The sequence below is a fragment of the Pseudoalteromonas sp. CF6-2 genome, assembly GCF_021729425.1.
GTDB lineage: Bacteria > Pseudomonadota > Gammaproteobacteria > Enterobacterales > Alteromonadaceae > Pseudoalteromonas > Pseudoalteromonas arabiensis.
The window spans coordinates 2,712,452-2,728,364 of the sequence record NZ_CP091442.1 but is presented as its reverse complement, the minus strand read 5'-3'; the positions used below and the strand labels follow the sequence as shown (position 1 = coordinate 2,728,364).

At 41.1% G+C, this 15,913-nt stretch carries 15 protein-coding genes; 10 read left to right on the top strand and 5 right to left on the bottom strand.

Features of this window, described 5'->3' with window-relative positions:
• Positions 1–178: 178 nt before the first annotated feature.
• Both pdxH and L3Q70_RS12670 read left to right on the top strand, forming a co-directional pair.
• Positions 179–817 carry a pyridoxamine 5'-phosphate oxidase gene (gene pdxH / locus L3Q70_RS12675; RefSeq protein WP_062569566.1) on the top strand — a complete coding sequence of 213 codons (639 nt, stop codon included), beginning with the start codon at positions 179–181 and terminating at the stop codon, positions 815–817.
• Complete coding sequence (locus L3Q70_RS12670) at positions 818–1,591, top strand: TatD family hydrolase (protein ID WP_237114368.1); 774 nt, start codon at positions 818–820, stop codon at positions 1,589–1,591. It abuts the gene before it with no gap.
• Here L3Q70_RS12670 and L3Q70_RS12665 read toward each other — a convergent pair.
• Entirely contained in the window at positions 1,558–2,178 is a 621-nt protein-coding gene (locus tag L3Q70_RS12665) for an AhpA/YtjB family protein (protein WP_237114367.1), read from the bottom strand. The two genes, L3Q70_RS12670 and L3Q70_RS12665, sit on opposite strands and share 34 nt — an antisense overlap.
• Positions 2,179–2,311: 133 nt before the next feature.
• On the opposite strand from L3Q70_RS12665, the gene serB reads away from it, so the two are divergent.
• A complete protein-coding gene (serB, locus tag L3Q70_RS12660) occupies positions 2,312–3,331 on the top strand; it encodes a phosphoserine phosphatase SerB (protein ID WP_237114366.1) in 1,020 nt (339 codons plus the stop codon).
• Here serB and L3Q70_RS12655 read toward each other — a convergent pair.
• Positions 3,314–5,791: a PilZ domain-containing protein gene (locus tag L3Q70_RS12655; protein WP_062569570.1), complete on the bottom strand. Its 2,478-nt coding sequence runs from the start codon at positions 5,789–5,791 to the stop codon at positions 3,314–3,316. The genes serB and L3Q70_RS12655 overlap by 18 nt on opposite strands.
• 337 nt (positions 5,792–6,128) lie before the next feature.
• Here L3Q70_RS12655 and radA point away from each other — a divergent pair, with 337 nt between their 5' ends.
• Positions 6,129–7,514, top strand: coding sequence for a DNA repair protein RadA (radA, locus tag L3Q70_RS12650; RefSeq protein ID WP_062569571.1), 1,386 nt, complete (start codon positions 6,129–6,131; stop codon positions 7,512–7,514).
• 82 nt (positions 7,515–7,596) lie between these two features.
• Entirely contained in the window at positions 7,597–8,529 is a 933-nt protein-coding gene (locus tag L3Q70_RS12645; protein WP_237114365.1) for a hypothetical protein, read from the top strand.
• Positions 8,530–8,569: 40 nt separating this feature from the next.
• On the opposite strand, the gene L3Q70_RS12640 is transcribed toward L3Q70_RS12645, so the two are convergent.
• Together L3Q70_RS12640 and srmB are read right to left on the bottom strand one after the other, a co-directional pair.
• Complete coding sequence (locus L3Q70_RS12640) at positions 8,570–8,908, bottom strand: hypothetical protein (protein ID WP_062569573.1); 339 nt, start codon at positions 8,906–8,908, stop codon at positions 8,570–8,572.
• Positions 8,909–9,129: 221 nt separating this feature from the next.
• Complete coding sequence (srmB, locus tag L3Q70_RS12635) at positions 9,130–10,362, bottom strand: ATP-dependent RNA helicase SrmB (protein ID WP_062569574.1); 1,233 nt, start codon at positions 10,360–10,362, stop codon at positions 9,130–9,132.
• A gap of 76 nt (positions 10,363–10,438) precedes the next feature.
• On the opposite strand from srmB, the gene L3Q70_RS12630 reads away from it, so the two are divergent.
• Both L3Q70_RS12630 and L3Q70_RS12625 read left to right on the top strand, forming a co-directional pair.
• Positions 10,439–11,137, top strand: a complete 699-nt coding sequence (locus L3Q70_RS12630; RefSeq protein WP_237114364.1) for a methyltransferase — start codon at positions 10,439–10,441, stop codon at positions 11,135–11,137.
• Between the two features lie 70 nt (positions 11,138–11,207).
• Positions 11,208–11,636, top strand: coding sequence for a DUF2147 domain-containing protein (locus tag L3Q70_RS12625; protein ID WP_062569576.1), 429 nt, complete (start codon positions 11,208–11,210; stop codon positions 11,634–11,636).
• 44 nt (positions 11,637–11,680) lie between these two features.
• Here the strand turns inward: L3Q70_RS12625 and fldB are convergent, their stop codons facing one another.
• On the bottom strand, positions 11,681–12,202 hold the full coding sequence (fldB, locus tag L3Q70_RS12620; protein ID WP_062570025.1) for a flavodoxin FldB: 522 nt from the start codon (positions 12,200–12,202) through the stop codon (positions 11,681–11,683).
• Between the two features lie 92 nt (positions 12,203–12,294).
• Here fldB and xerD point away from each other — a divergent pair, with 92 nt between their 5' ends.
• The 3 genes from xerD (at position 12,295) to recJ (ending at position 15,804) form a co-directional block, all read left to right on the top strand.
• Complete coding sequence (gene xerD / locus L3Q70_RS12615) at positions 12,295–13,218, top strand: site-specific tyrosine recombinase XerD (RefSeq protein WP_237114363.1); 924 nt, start codon at positions 12,295–12,297, stop codon at positions 13,216–13,218.
• Positions 13,219–13,277: 59 nt separating this feature from the next.
• Positions 13,278–14,012 (top strand): bifunctional protein-disulfide isomerase/oxidoreductase DsbC, encoded by a 735-nt coding sequence (dsbC, locus tag L3Q70_RS12610; RefSeq protein ID WP_062569578.1) that lies wholly within the window; start codon positions 13,278–13,280, stop codon positions 14,010–14,012.
• A gap of 70 nt (positions 14,013–14,082) precedes the next feature.
• Positions 14,083–15,804: a single-stranded-DNA-specific exonuclease RecJ gene (recJ, locus tag L3Q70_RS12605; RefSeq protein WP_237114362.1), complete on the top strand. Its 1,722-nt coding sequence runs from the start codon at positions 14,083–14,085 to the stop codon at positions 15,802–15,804.
• The last annotated feature ends 109 nt before the right edge of the window (positions 15,805–15,913 follow it).

Sequence of the window (15,913 nt, the reverse complement as noted above, 5' to 3'; positions counted from 1 at the left end):
TTCACTTGCAGAAAGTGTAAGAACTCATAGGGATAAGTCGGTTTTTCGCCTTGTCTTAGGCTAAACTACTTAGGTGAACTCTGCTTTGTGTAGTTCGCTTTGAGCGCAGCGAAACCCAACAAAATTGACAGCTCAATAACCTTGATTAATCTTTAGCCGATAGCGTAGAGGGAATTTTATGAAACTTGAAGATATTCGCCGTGAATATTTACAGGATGGTTTATCTGAAGAGATGCTTGATGCATCTCCAATCAAGCAGTTTGAAAAATGGCTTGAGCAAGCTGTTGCAACTAACTTACCTGATCCTACTGCGATGGTGGTAGCAACGGTTGATGAACATGGTCAGCCATCGCAGCGTATCGTGCTGTTAAAGCATCTTGATGAAAATGGCTTTGTGTTTTTTACCAATACCGGCTCGCGCAAAGCGCAGGAGCTCAAAGGTAATAACAAAATTTCTCTTCACTTTCCGTGGCACCATATGGAGCGACAAGTCATTGTCTATGGTGAGGCTAAACCCTTACCAACAACGGCTGTGGCTAAGTACTTTTTATCGCGTCCTAAAGAAAGCCAGTTAGCTGCATGGGCATCAGAGCAAAGTCGCCCAGTGTCATCACGCAAGGTGTTGATGGAAACATTCGCGAAAATGAAGCAAAAGTTTTCTGAGGGTGAAATTCCACTCCCCGATTTTTGGGGAGGCTATTGTGTTGAACCGACTAAAATCGAATTTTGGCAAGGTGGTGCGCACCGCTTACACGATCGCTTTATGTATCAACGCCAAGCCGACGGTAGTTGGCAGTTTGGTCGTTTAAATCCTTAAATGCGTTTTATCGATTCCCACTGCCACCTTGATTTTAGCGAATTTGATGAGACTCGCACAGAGCTCATCAAAGCATGCAAGCAAATAGGGGTCGAGCACTTTATTGTGCCGGGTGTGAGCTTGGCACAATCTACAAAACTATTCTCTTTTGCTAAATCAGAGCCAAGTATCTCAGTTGCTCTAGGCTTACATCCTTATTTTTTATCTGATCACCAATCTCATCACCTTGCTGAATTAGAGCAGCTAGCAAAAGCCCATTTAGGGCAATTTATTGCCGTCGGTGAATGTGGCCTAGATCGTAGTATTGATGACCTTGATAAACAAACGCAGCTTTTTGAAGGGCAAATAGAGCTTGCAAACCAACTTGCTTTACCACTGATTGTGCATCACAGACAAAGTCACGATTTAATTGCTCGCTCACTTAAGCGCTGTAAACCCAAATACGGTGGTGTTATTCATGCCTTTTCAGGCTCTGAACAACAAGCCCAGAGTTATATAAAACAAGGTTTTAAGTTGGGGGTCGGTGGCGTGATAAGTTACCCACGTGCAGCTAAAACTCGTAAAGTTATAAGCGCAATTGAGCCTCAGCATTTAGTGCTTGAAACCGATTCACCATCAATGCCGTTGGCAGGGTTTCAAGGGCTGGTAAATACACCACTTAAAGTGCGTGATGTATTTACTCATTTGTGTGAACTTAAAGATGTAACGGGCGATGCGCAAAAAGAGCTTGCTCAGGCACTTTATGAATCTTGCTCCGCACTTTTTCGCATATAACGATTGACTTGCCAGCGTTTTAACCCTCGGCCAAGTTGCCAAGTAAAAATACAAGTAATTACAAGCATAAGAAGCACTTGGCGGCCTAAATCATGAAAGCTGCTGTGGCTTGTCGCTATAGAAGCTTGTGTTAAATAAGTAATAGCAACAAAGCCAATAGGGCGCTCGTCATCACTTATCACAGGTTCTACGAAAGGAGTTTTTAAGCGGCTAATACCTGGTGTTGAATCTGGCAGTAAGCCAAAGGTGTGATGGCTTTGCCAGTTATCACTTGCGGCTATTTGTATCCCTTGTTGATCATAGATGGTTGCTGCTAAAACAAACTCATCTTCAGCAATGTTATTGCACAGCATATTCAGCGCAGGCTTATTCTTCTCCTGTAAAGGGGTCTGTGCATTGAGTGCCATAAATTTAGTGAGGCTGATAGCGGTGTTATTTGAACTGTCATAAAGTAGTTGATGAGATTGAAAACTACTATTAACCGCAACCCAACTTAAAAGCACAAAACATGCGGCCGCTAAGCTTAATCGCACCAGTCGTTGGCGATAGCTGGCGGAAAAAGGAGGCTTAAGATGGTTATTTTTCATAGTCACCGAATGCGCTGCTGACAGCTTTTATGATTGATGATACAACTAAGTCTGTATAATAACCTTATTAGTTAATTGATTACGAGTAGCAAATACGCGTTTAATCACAGACATAAGTCTAATTGGAGCCACTATGTCACAGCTTAGCTTAGCTGCAACCAGTTCAGCAAATTTAGCCGAAGAAATAATACTAAATTGCTGGTATGAAATTAAAAATAATCATCTTATTCAGACCAATTTACTACCTAAAGCAAATCATGGCGTAGCAAGTGTTGCATTTGGTTGTGAATTCTCAGCAGCTAAATTGCTTAACCTTGTAGAGTTTTTGTCGCAACATGGTTTTAGTAATCTCTCTATTTGTTGCTATCAGCCTACAGAAACATTGTTACCAGCATGGTGCCTCTACAGTGATTCAGCAAAGCCATTGAGTCCTTTGTTATTGCAAGCGTTTTCTGCTGAGCAAGGTTATCAGTTAGTGCAGCTTACAAACCCTGCTAATGTGAATGAAGCAGGGCTCTTATTAATGGATATGGACTCTACAGCGATTACGATAGAGTGTATTGATGAAATAGCACGTTTAGCTGATGTGTACGATGAGGTTGCAGCTGTCACTGCGCAAGCGATGGCAGGTCAACTTGACTTTACACAAAGCTTAAATCAACGAGTAGCAAAGCTTGCAGGTATCGATGTAGCGTTAATCAATGAGCTAAAGCTAAATCTACCTCTGATGCCTGGTATTACCGAATTGTGCCAGTATCTAAAAGCGCATAATTGGCACCTTGCCATTGCTTCTGGTGGTTTTGTGCCATTTGCAGAACACGTTCAATCACTTATTGGTCTTGATGAAGTGCACGCCAATACGCTCGAATTTAAAGATAACCGCCTGACAGGTAAAGTAACTGGAACGATTGTTGATGCCGAGCAAAAAGCACGCGTGCTCGAGCAAATTCAACAAAGACTCGGGCTTGATAACCGTCAAACCGTTGCCATGGGTGATGGCGCGAATGATTTAAAAATGATGGCTAAAGCAGGGCTTGGCGTTGCTGTTCATGGTAAACCTAAAGTAGTCGAACAGGCAGATACAGCAATTAATGAAGGTTCTCTATTACAAGTTGCATACCTACTAGCAATCCCATTAGATTACACGCTTTAACCATATTTTTTTACGCTTATTCATTTCTGTTTTGAGTACTTCATCAATATCAAAATGAGTAAGCGCTTCATCTGTTATGTCAATTACATCCCCAACCCCTGCAACAGCCCAGAGTGCTTCTTCAAGGTCTTTTGCTTTATGTAGTGCATACTGGCTTACATATTTAAGCTCATTTGATAAATAGTCTATGTCTGGACGGCCAGTGCGAGACACATACAAACGAAAGATAAACACTAAATCATTTTTGAGTGCTTTTTTTATAAATAAGGTCTGTGGCTGATAGTCATCTTCACTAATACAGCGGCTGGTTATTGCTTCGTTGATTGTTGCTTTACGTGGATCAAAACGTACAAATAAAGTAAATGGTAAAGGTGGATCTTGGCGACTACGATCTTTAATCAGTGGTGTGATCACCTCTGTGATCTGATCGGTAGATAAAAAGCCATCGATCTGCGTTTGCTCATTTAGCAGGGCAAAGTTTTGTAAAAGTATATGTAATGGCGTCGGGTATAAGCCAAGCCCGATCGCGCCTGCTTTAAAATGAGCGGCTTCCTTATGGAAGTACAACGGAAGCTGGCAAACACTTTTAGTCACCATGTTTCTTAGTGCTGTAGAAAGCCCTGGTATTTTGGGGGACTCTTCACAGGCGTGCAACTTATCTTTATTGTTTTCAATAAGTGCCGTGAAAAATTGAATGCCCATATGGGGTAAGTCAGTAAGACGGTGTACTTTTAAGTTAACAGTTGTTAGTGATTTGCTTATCGCCATCACTTCATAAGCAAGGCTTGATAAGTCATGTTTTTTAGTTATTTTTTGTAAATCGGGAAGGCTTAACTTAATTATATCGCCTTTTTTAAACTCAACAGGGTTATCACACTCAATTTGTAGACCCATGACCGATAGATCACGAGTATGGCCTGAAATTAATTTGTCATTATGAGTAACAGAGACCGCTGTTTTATATAAATAACGTTTATGAGCGCGTAAATTGACGTATTCAAGCGCGACAGGTGTAAGTGGCGGCGGCGTTTTATGTTTAGTATGACCAAACTGCTTTAATTGATTCACTAACCGCTTGTCGAATGTACGTTGCTGGTAAGTGTGTTGCTCATACTTCGAACCAACAGCAGTTAGAATTAATAAGTACTTAACATCTTTAATAAGCCCCTGAACTCTAGGGCTTGGTGGCTTATTTAGCTTTTCGATATCCTTACCTGCACTACTCGGTAAAGATAGCGGAATATATGAATCTTCAGGGTGGCTTGGCATTAATTGTAACTTAAAGCATTGCCAGCTCTCTTTTTGGCTACCAAAACCAAAAAATAAATTTCGAATTTCAGGTTGGCTATCAAGTTCCGTTCGTGTGGCTGAGTAATAATAAATCTTTCCAGCGACCACATGCGTAAAGGTATACAGGTACTCCTCTTTTACTGCATCGACAGTACTTAAAAGATGACCTATTCGCTGTTGGTTTATAATGCTATATAAGCATGACAGCTTACGTTCATCACAAAAATAACGATGTATAAATGCATTATTTTCGGTTGTTAACGCTAAAGTGGGGTATAACTTATTACCTTGTAAGCTTAAAAAAGTGTAAAGCGAGGTAACACGCGGGATATAATATTGTTCATAGCCTTTCGAAACAACTGCATCCAAGGTGTTATCGAGGTTAATCTTGTAGCGGCGCTTATTGCCGTGAATAAAGCTTTTTAGAAAGCTATCGAATTGTTCATTATTCTCAATAAAGGTGCGTTTTAAGCGAACATGATTGTACTCACGCGACACTTGCTCTACAGCAACAACTTCGTATTGAATGCCGTTTTTTAAACCTAACTCAAAGTCTTGTTCAAGCCCAACTAAGCGTAAACCAATTAATTGTCCCTTGGTGACTTTATATTTAGGTGAGAGCTTGATTTTTGCGCCGCTTAGGGAGATGTCTGAAGTCGAAGCCGATATTTTGCCGCTCTTATCTAGCTCAACAGTAATTTTTATTGAGTAGTTCATGCGCTCTTCACGACGACTTTCATAAGAGGCAAATTTAATTACTTTGGCAGGTAAGTCGCCGTTATCTTCGATTGAAGAGGTATTTTCGTTTGCTTTTTTTTGCATTACTCTGTGGTTATTTTCGGTATTCATAACCGCTTCGTATACAGCAAGCGTGTAACCACCGTGGCGTTTGATTGCGTCTTCGAACACCTCAATGGCCATGTCGTCCATAAAATGTTGCTTGCCTTCGTGTTCGTAAGGCCTAACTTGACCGGTAACTTGACCTCGTAAATCTATAAAGCGAGCCACAGGCTGAGATAAACGTGACATTTCCATTTTGATCAAAAACTGCTCTGGCTTTGTTAAGCTAGCTGTCTTTGATTTAAATAGTTTGTCGAACTGGGGAGTGCCTAAATGTGCCTTGAGCTCTTCAACAAGGTCTTCATATTTAAGCAGTATGTCTTCAGCCATTTATAAAACCATCACCGTCAATCGAAAAAAGTAGGTATACTAGCAGGCAACCACAGTGTTAAAACGCCTTGCGAACCACTTTTTATTTCATTAGTTATTGTTATAGGTATTCGCCAAATAAATGGCAAGCACTGTAAAACTTTATTTGTAAGCAAAAACTATGCCCTAAAATATAGCGTTATTACGCAGTTAAGCGAATAAAGCCTTAAGGGAATTGATTTGAGGTACGTCCGTTGTGTGTCGTCTCTAGAGATGCCGACATCTTAAATCGTTAGTTCAGTTGTCTATTGTACATTTAAATACATCACAAATCAGCGACCAAAATAGGTAAAGCTCAATGGCAAAATCAGCAAAAATCGAATTTGTCTGCACAGAGTGCGGTATGAACTATCAGCGTTGGCAGGGGCAGTGTAAATGCGGTGCTTGGAATACACTGGCAGAATTTAAACCTTCAGCAGGGCAATCTAAACAAGCTGCAAGTCGCGCAGCGGTGGCAGGTTATGCGGGAGGCGCTGGTGGCGGTTCTAAAAAAATTAATGAGGTCGAAACGGCTGAAGCTGAAAAACGTCTGACTGAAATTGGCGAACTTGATCGCGTGCTTAGTGGCGGTGTCACCACAGGTTCGGTGAATATTATTTCTGGTGATCCAGGAGCAGGTAAAACGACCTTGTTGTCCGATTTAATTGCGCGTATGTCAAAATTAATGCCCTCTTTGTACTGTACCGCTGAAGAATCATTATCGCAGTTTAAAAACCGAGTTAATCGCTTGCGTTTGGATTATAACCAAGATGAGCTTTACTTACTGTCTGAAACCAGTGTTGAAGCGATTATCGAAGAGCTTGATAAAAATAAAATTAAATTTGCTGTTATTGACTCAATTCAGGCTGTGGTAACTGAAACGGCAAACGGCAGCCCCGGTTCACCATCGCAAGTTAAAAGCGCAGCACAAGCGTTAACACAATACTGTAAGCAACATGACGTGACTATGTTTATCATTGCTCATGTTAATAAAAACAATGAAATAGCGGGCCCACAAACGTTAGTGCATATTGTTGATGCACTGCTTCATATAGATACTAACGACGGACAAATACGTACCTTACGTGCTAACAAAAACCGTTTTGGTGATATTGATACGGTGGGGATTTTCAGAATGTGTGAGCGCGGTATGCTCAGTGTTGATAACCCAAGTGAGATATTTTTATCGGGTTCAAGTACTGAATCGCCAGGTTCAGCAATCACTTGTATTCGTAAGGGGAACCGTAACCTCCTCCTAGAAATTCAATGTTTAACAACAGAAACCGAAGCAGAGTTTCCACAACGTGTTTGCGTTGGATTGAATATGAATCGAATTAAAATGCTTACCGGTATATTACGCAAACATACAAAAACGAAAATTTTCCATGATACTTTTTTCAATATTGTTGGCGGCTTAAAGATAGATGAGTCAGAGACTTGTATTGACCTTGCTTTAGTCGCGGCACTGTTAAGCAGTCTCAATGAATTTGTTGTGCCTAGGACAACTTGCATCATGGGGGAACTGAGCTTAAACGGTGATGTCAGACCTATAGATAGTGGTGTGCCGCGAGTAAAAGAGGCTGCACAGCATGGTTTTACAGAAATATTTATTCCATATCGAAACTACCATAAATCAATGGAAGGTTTAGGAGCAAAAATTACGCCTGTGAAAACGGTGCATGAGCTCTTGTCATTAATTAATTAGTGACAATTTGATAAGCTAGGGTTGTGTTGAACCTTTAAGCTCAACATTCTCAAGAAATTAGCACCAACTTAAAGGAAATAAAATGAAGAAGTTAGTAATTGCAGTTGCTGTCGCAGCTGTTGCCGGTGGCGCATATTATGCGAACTACACAGCAACACAGGAAGTGAAAAAAGTGGTTGATCAGCAAATTGCTGCACTATCAGCCCAAAGTGGTGTTGAGGTGATGTATGATGATATTTCAGCGAGTGTATTTAATAACAGTGTGCAGCTATCTGGCATCAAAGTGCAAAGTGTTGAAGGTGATGAGCAAGTTGCCAGTATTGATACCATTGAAGTAACAGGCTATGAGGAAGATGCCATTCCTCCACACACTGGGTTTGTAATGACTAACTTTCGCTTTAGCGATTCTTTCTTGGCACAGCTGCCACAAAGCGCCAACAGTAAGCTAGCCTCAAAAAGTTATAATGTAGACTCATCGCTTGATTACAATAAAGACTCAGGTGATAGTGACTTTGCGCTGAAAGTAACCGCAGCGGATGTAGCTGATGTGACGTTTAATTTAGGGTTAGCCAAGTCTACCCCTTTGATGGAAGCATCACTTGCTATTAGCCAACAACAAAAAGCTTCTGGCGGTGCACAACCAACTCTTGAGCAACAGCTTCAGCAGCAGTCAAAGATGATGGCTGCCATGTCTGAGTTGGAGCCTCGCAGTGTAGAGTTTGCGATTGAAGATCAAGGAGAATTAAAAGCGGTAGTAGAAAGCTTTTTAGAAGCGCAAGGTATGACCCACGAGCAATTTCAGCAAATGGTCACAATGCAGCTGCAACAAGCTCCTGTTAGCGCAGATTTAGCGACAGCGATTACTAATTTTGCCAATGGTTTATCTTCATTATCTTTGTCTGCAAGTTTACCTGAGGGCAAAACGATGCTAGAAATTAACCAACAAATTATGAGCCTAGCAGGTCAACCAGAAGAACTTGCTAAATTTATCAATTTAGACGCTAAAGGAGAATAAGTAACTAACGTTAAGTTACTTATTCTTTTAGAAAATAACCTTAAAACTTAGCGGTATCAGACTGGCTGACTTTAAGGTTATTTTTCACACGGCTAACTCCTTGGCTGTGCTCTAAAAACTTTTGTGCCAATGCGCGTTTAAAGCCCGTTTCCGTGGAACCGTATAATTCAATCGTATCACCGTTAACAATAACTTGTAGGTTCTCGATAGAAAAATTAGGATTACTCATCAGCTTGTGAAGTGCTAATTGCTGAAGTCGAGGTTGAGCCGATGTGCTAGTAGTTAATACACTGGTATTAGCGCTAACTTGTGTTGCGCATGCAAGTAAAAAAATACAACAAAATGATGTAAGTACTACTGTTAGTTTAAAACGGTTCATACGATTCCCTCGTGAATGATGAGCATATGCTGAACCAGTTACAATTTTTATTCCAATATTTAATGTGTTGATTTTAAAGGATAATATATTTTAACTAGTTATTTCAGGAAAAAAAGCTATGAATTAATTACACACTAGTTAGTAAAAACGGCAGCAAAAAGTACACACAAAAATGCCGTGACAAGCACGGCATTTTTTAGTTATTACAGTATCTACGAAGATTATTTTTTCTTTTTCGCTTTTACCTTTGCTTTCTTTTTAGCCTTCATCTTTACTGGATCCTTTTTCTTTTTCGACGGGATCTTTGCTTCTTTGTGTTGTGGCTCTAACCCTTTAATAACACGACGCTTTAACTTTTGTTCAATATAACGTTCAACCTTACCCAAAATAGCAACGTCATGTGCTTCTACAAATGAAATTGCTGTGCCTTTTTTACCTGCCCGACCTGTACGGCCAATTCGGTGCACATACACATCTGCTGTACGGGGCATATCAAAGTTAATTACATGGCTAATATCAGCTACATCAATACCACGCGCCGCTACGTCAGTTGCAACTAAAATTTTATTGCGACCAGAATGGAAATTTTCCATTGCTTTCATGCGTTTATCTTGTGGCATTTCACCACGTAGCCAAGCTACACGAAGTCCTTCGTTGTTTAGAGCGCCAATCAGAGTTTCAAGGCGCTCACGTGTTTTTACAAAGACAATGGCTTTTTGCAGCTCGTCACTGTTAAGCGTATCAATGAGCATCTTTAATTTGTGATTATAATCATCAGCTAAGTGCACCCACTGGTGAATTTTGCCTTTTTCTTTACGTGACGACTCTGCTTCGAGTAGTGCAGGGTCATTCAAAATACGCTCGGCAAACAACTCAACGCTGTCGCCTTCTAACGTGGCAGAGAATAAGAAGCATTGACGACGATTACGTGCTTCATCACAGATACGTAGCATTTCTTTACGAAAGCCCATATCAAGCATGCGATCCGCTTCATCGAGAATAAGCATTTCGACGTTTTCAGCATGGAAGTTCTCAGTTTCAAGGTATTCCATTAAGCGACCTGGTGTCGCAATAAGAATGTCGTTATTGCTTTCAAAAATCTCTTTATGTGTCCCATAGTTAATACCGCCCGTGACAACACCTATTTTTAAGTGTGTTTGTGCAGCTAGTAGTTCACATTGCTCATGAATTTGATAAGCAAGTTCACGAGTGGGCGTCATGATCAGCACCCGTGCAAAACCTGGATCGCGACGTGGGAAGTCAAGCAAGTATTGAATTGCAGGGATCAAAAACGCGGCTGTTTTACCCGTACCTGTAGGGGCAGATGCCAAAATATCACGACCTTGTAGTGCTTCAGGGATCGCTTGTTGTTGAATACTTGTTGGCGTATCAAAACCCATTTTATTGATGGCATTTAACAGCTTGTTATCGATATCAAATTCAGAAAATTGCATAGAGTGACATAAATAGAGGACAATTAGAGTTGATTATACTAGCTATCAGCACTGTGGTGAATGAAAAGGTGAAAAAATGTCAGGCTTTGTGTTTAAACAATTTACAGTTGAGCAAACTCGTTCTGCGATGAAGGTTTCGACAGATGGTATTTTATTAGGTGCTTGGGCTGAATTGGCAAATGCAAAATACCTTCTCGATATAGGAACAGGAACGGGATTGCTTGCTTTGATGGCAAAACAGCGTGCGCCAAAGGCGAAAGTGGTGGCAATCGAAGTAGATGCTGAGGCGTGCATTGATGCTAAGTTTAACTTTGCAAATAGTCCTTGGCCTGAAATTTGTTTACATCATGGTGCCATACAGTCTTTTCAATCAACACAGCCCTTTGATGTAATTATTACTAATCCTCCGTATTTTAATGCGAGTCTAAAAGGGGACAATGAAGCACGTAATACGGCGCGTCATACAGATGGTCTTGGTTTTTCCGAGTTAATTGAGTGTTGTACTAGGTTAAGTCACGCCAACACCTTACTAAATGTAATTTTACCCTGCAAAGAGGCATCTTCTTTTATTGAACAAGCTAACTGTAAAGGGTGGAACTTGGCGCGTATGTGTAATGTACGCACCACATTAAAAAAGCCACCCAGCCGAAGTTTAATGTTATTTTCTTTACAGTCTGAGGTGTGTCAGACACGTTCTTTGACTATTCATGCTGCAGATGGCGGCTATAGTGATGAGTATGTTTCTTTGTGTAAGGATTTCTATTTAAAAATGTAACTATCTAAAAATAGAGTGTTTACTCAAGCCTTGCTATAGTGGTGGCGTTTTAAAATTATAAGAGCTGTTTATGTTACGTTTATCTATAACTTTAAGTGCATTACTTTTCTCTCAATATACTTTTGCTGCGTTGAATCCTGTGGGACTTTGGAAAACAATAAATGAAGAGACAAATGAAGCAAAATCACTGGTACGCATTAGCGAACAAAATGGCGTATTAACAGGCAAAGTAGAAAAAATTCTAAATCCAGCAAAGCAGGATGCTATCTGTGAAGAGTGTGATGGTGATAAGAAAAATCAACCAATTCTTGGCATGACAATAATCGAGGGTGCAACTGATGCGGGAGATGGAAGCTGGCAAGATGGTGAGATTCTTGACCCGAATAGCGGTAAGACCTATACCTTAAAACTGACGCCACAAGAACAAGGTCAAGTACTTGAAGTTCGCGGTTATATTGCTTTTTTCTACCGTAACCAGTATTGGCAGCGTGTAGAGTAAACACTAGAAAAGCCAAACAATGCTTGGCTTTATAGGCGTTATTTTTACAAGCTTTCGCTATATTCAGTCATGACTTGTTCAACCCACGAGGCAATGCGTTCATCGCTCAGTTCATATTGACTGTCTTCATCAAGTGCTAAGCCAACAAACTGTTTACCATCTTCAGTGAGTGCTTTTGAAGCCTCGAACTCGTAACTGTCATCATTTGGCCACTTACCTAATAAAGTGATCGTTTGGTCGCAAATTTCATCGTGTAACATACCGAGCGCATCTTGGAACCACTGGCCGTAACCTTGTTGATCGCCCATGCCAAACAGAGCCACGGTTTTACCATTTAGGTTAACATCTTTAATGTCGTCCCAAATTGATTCCCAATCTTCCTGTAATTCACCGAAGTCCCACGTTGAAATGCCGAAAATAACAAAATCGAATTGCTCAGCATTTTTTAATGGCTCATCTTTGATATTGTGAAGACTCACTATGTCTTGGCCGATAATATCGCGAATTTTTTCAGCTGCTATTTCTGTGTAGCAGGTTGTAGAACCATAAAATAAACCAATCTGCATCGTATTTATCACTGTGTATTTGCCTGATATGATAGGCGTAAGTTTACCGTAAGGTATAATCAATTGATACCTTGATAAGGATGAGAGTACGCGTGGCTGATAATAATTCCCAAGCCCAAAAAGGTGTAATAACAGCAAATAACGCCGAACATTTAGAGTTATTTTTAGATACGCTGTATCTTGAGCAGGGAGTCAGCGAAAATACACTCGTTGCTTATCGCAGTGACCTTGAAAAGTTTTGTCAATTTTTAAAAGATAAAGATCTTCTAGCTGTGAGTAATGAAGATATTGAAGCGTATTTAGCATATCGCGTTGATTTAGGCCTTAAATCACGCAGTACCGCGCGTAGTATTAGCGCACTTAAACGTTTTTATCAGTATTTTGTACGTGAAAAAGCGATAGCTGATTCGCCGATGGTCAATATTGCTCAGCCAAAAGCAGGGCAGTCATTACCTAAAACGCTGTCAGAAGCCGAGGTTGAAGCACTCCTTGGGGCTCCTGATATCGAAGATCCAATGGGGCTTCGCGATAAGGCCATGCTTGAGCTTTTATATGCAACAGGACTTCGTGTTACTGAGCTGGTGGGGCTTCGAATGGAGCAGATTAACTTGCGTCAAGCTGTGGTGTTTGTAAAAGGTAAAGGTAATAAAGAACGTTTAGTGCCCCTTGGTGAAGAAGCCATGTATTGGCTAGAACAGTTTCTGAAAGTGGGCCGTTCGCATATGATTAAGCATGCCACTGATTTTGTGTTTCCATCTAAACGTGGAATCGGCATGACACGACAAACCTTTTGGCATCGTATTAAACACTATGCTATTTTGGCATCAGTTGAATCACCATTATCACCACATACGCTGCGTCATGCGTTTGCAACGCATTTGCTTAATCATGGAGCTGATTTGAGGGTGGTACAAATGATGTTAGGTCATAGTGACTTATCAACAACTCAAATTTATACCCATGTAGCCAATGAGAGATTGAAGTCGGTACACGAGCAACATCACCCACGTGCGTAGTGCAAGATTTTTAAAGATGTACCGGTCTATACTAGAAATGATCAGGATATAGGATAGTTATGAAAAAGTTAGTTTTAGCCACGGCATTGCTTGGCACAAGTCTTAATGTGATTGCCAATGGTGTATCGACCACCGACGCTGCAGATGCGCCTATCATCGCTAAATTTGCCGAATTAGGTGTAACCGTAAAGCAAATAAATCCAAGCCCTGTCGCTGGTCTTAAAGAACTGATTACAGATAAAGGGGTACTTTACGCAAGCCCTGATGGTCAATTTCTAATGCAAGGCACATTAATTGATTTAGAAAATCGCGTAAACCTTACAGAGCATGCGTTGAGCGATGTACGTAAAGCGGGTATTGCTGAATATGAAGATTCAATGATCGTTTATAAAGCAAAGAATGAGAAACATTCTATCACCGTATTTACTGATATCACCTGTGGGTACTGTCGCAAATTACACCGTGAATTAGATGACTTTTTAGATGCAGGTATCACAGTTAAATACCTTGCTTTCCCACGTGGTGGCTTACGTGGTAAAGGTTACCAAGATTTAATGAATGTATGGTGTGCAAAAGACCCCGCTGAAGCGCTTACAGAAGCCAAAGCGGGTGCAGATGTTGCCACTGTTGAAGGGTGTAGTGCGCCAATCGCTGAGCATTACCAACTTGGTCAAAGCTTTGGTATGTCGGGTACGCCGGCTATTATTTTAGAAGATGGTACGATGATCCCAGGTTATCAATCAGCAGCGCAAATCAGCCAAGCACTTGATGCATTGCCAAAAACATCTTCATAATCTTTTTATAAAAAGGCCTATTTAGGTAGGCCTTTAATCCGCTTTAAGCTAAGAAAGTAATACGTCCAACATGGAAAAAATAATCCAAGTTCGCCCTCGTGTTGATGACTCATATCTTCCACATCACTTACATCCTGTTATCAAGCAAATTTATGCCTCTCGTCAGGTTCAAGATGCCAAAGAATTAGATAATAGTGCAGCAACATTACATGACTTTAAGCTGTTTAAAGACATAGACAAAGCTGTGTTGTTATTACAAGACGCGCTGGCATCACAAAGCCGTGTGCTAATAGTGGGTGACTTTGATGCCGACGGTGCAACGAGCACCGCAACCTTGATGCAAGGTTTGGCTATGTTTGGTTTACAGAACCTTGACTATTTAGTGCCGGACAGATTTAGCCTTGGTTATGGTTTGAGCCCTGCACTTGCTGAGCAAATCGTGACAATGCAGCCTGAGCTGGTGATTACCGTCGATAATGGCATCTCCTGTATTGATGGCATTGCTATTGTAAAGCAAGCAGGTATTAAAGTGCTGGTCACTGATCATCACTTGCAAGGTGAAGCATTACCAAACGCCGATGCGATAGTAAACCCAAATCGCCATGACTGTTCATTCCCATCAAAATCCATTGCTGGGGTTGGCGTGGCGTTCTATTTATTGATTGCACTGCGCAGCCATTTACGTGAACAAGGGTATTTTCAGCATAATCCAATGCCTAATTTGGCCGAATTACTTGATATTGTTGCTCTTGGCACCGTTGCTGATGTGGTCGCGCTTGATGCCAATAACCGCACCTTAGTGCATCAAGGGTTAGCACGTATTCGAAGTGGTAAAACACGCCCAGGGATCAGTGCGTTAATCGAAGTGGCAAATCGCAATGCAGCTCGTTTAAGTGCCAGTGACTTTGGCTTTTCATTGGCGCCACGCTTAAATGCAGCAGGGCGTTTAGATGATATGAGTTTAGGCATAGCCTGTTTATTATCAACCGATATAAATCAAGCACGCCGTATTGCCGGCGAGCTTGATAGCCTTAACCATGAGCGCCGTGAAATAGAGCAGGGCATGCAAACTGAAGCACAAGCCGTACTTGATCGGTTAGCATTTAAAACTGAGTCAGTGCCGGATGCCATTTGTTTATACCAAGCCGATTGGCACCAAGGTGTGATAGGCATATTGGCAGGGCGCTTAAAAGAGAAGTATCATCGTCCTACGGTTATTTTTGCAGCTGGCGATAATGGTGAAATAAAAGGTTCCTGCCGCTCAATTGAAGGGCTGCATATGCGCGATTTACTCGAGCGAGTAAATACCCTGTATCCACATCTTATTAGCAAATTTGGCGGTCATGCTATGGCGGCGGGGCTGAGTATCAATGAGCAATGCTTTAATGAATTTAAAGCGGTGTTTGAGAAAATGGTGACCGACACACTGACTGATGAGCATAAACAAAGTATTTTGCTGACCGACGGTGAACTGCCCAATGACTGCTTTTCGATGGAGTTTGCCAATCAGCTAAAAAATGCAGGACCTTGGGGGCAGCAATTTCCCGAGCCTGTGTTTGAACATGTTTTCGAAGTAATACAGCAGCGTATTGTCGGTGAAAAGCACCTAAAACTGGTTTTAAAGCATCAATCAGGGCGCTTAGTTGACGGTATTGCATTTGGTGTTGACGTACGTGCATGGCCAGACACTGAAGTGAGGTACGTCAAAGCTGCTTATCAGCTCGATATAAATGAATTCCGTGGCAAATTTTCGTTACAACTGATTATTCGAGAGCTACAAAAAGTGACATAAAAATATCGTCTTTATCGGCATAAAAGGCTAATAAAACGCTCGGTTTTTTGTTAAAATCGGGCGTTTTTAATATTTGTAGATAATTTACCGTAATTATTGTCGTAAGCTG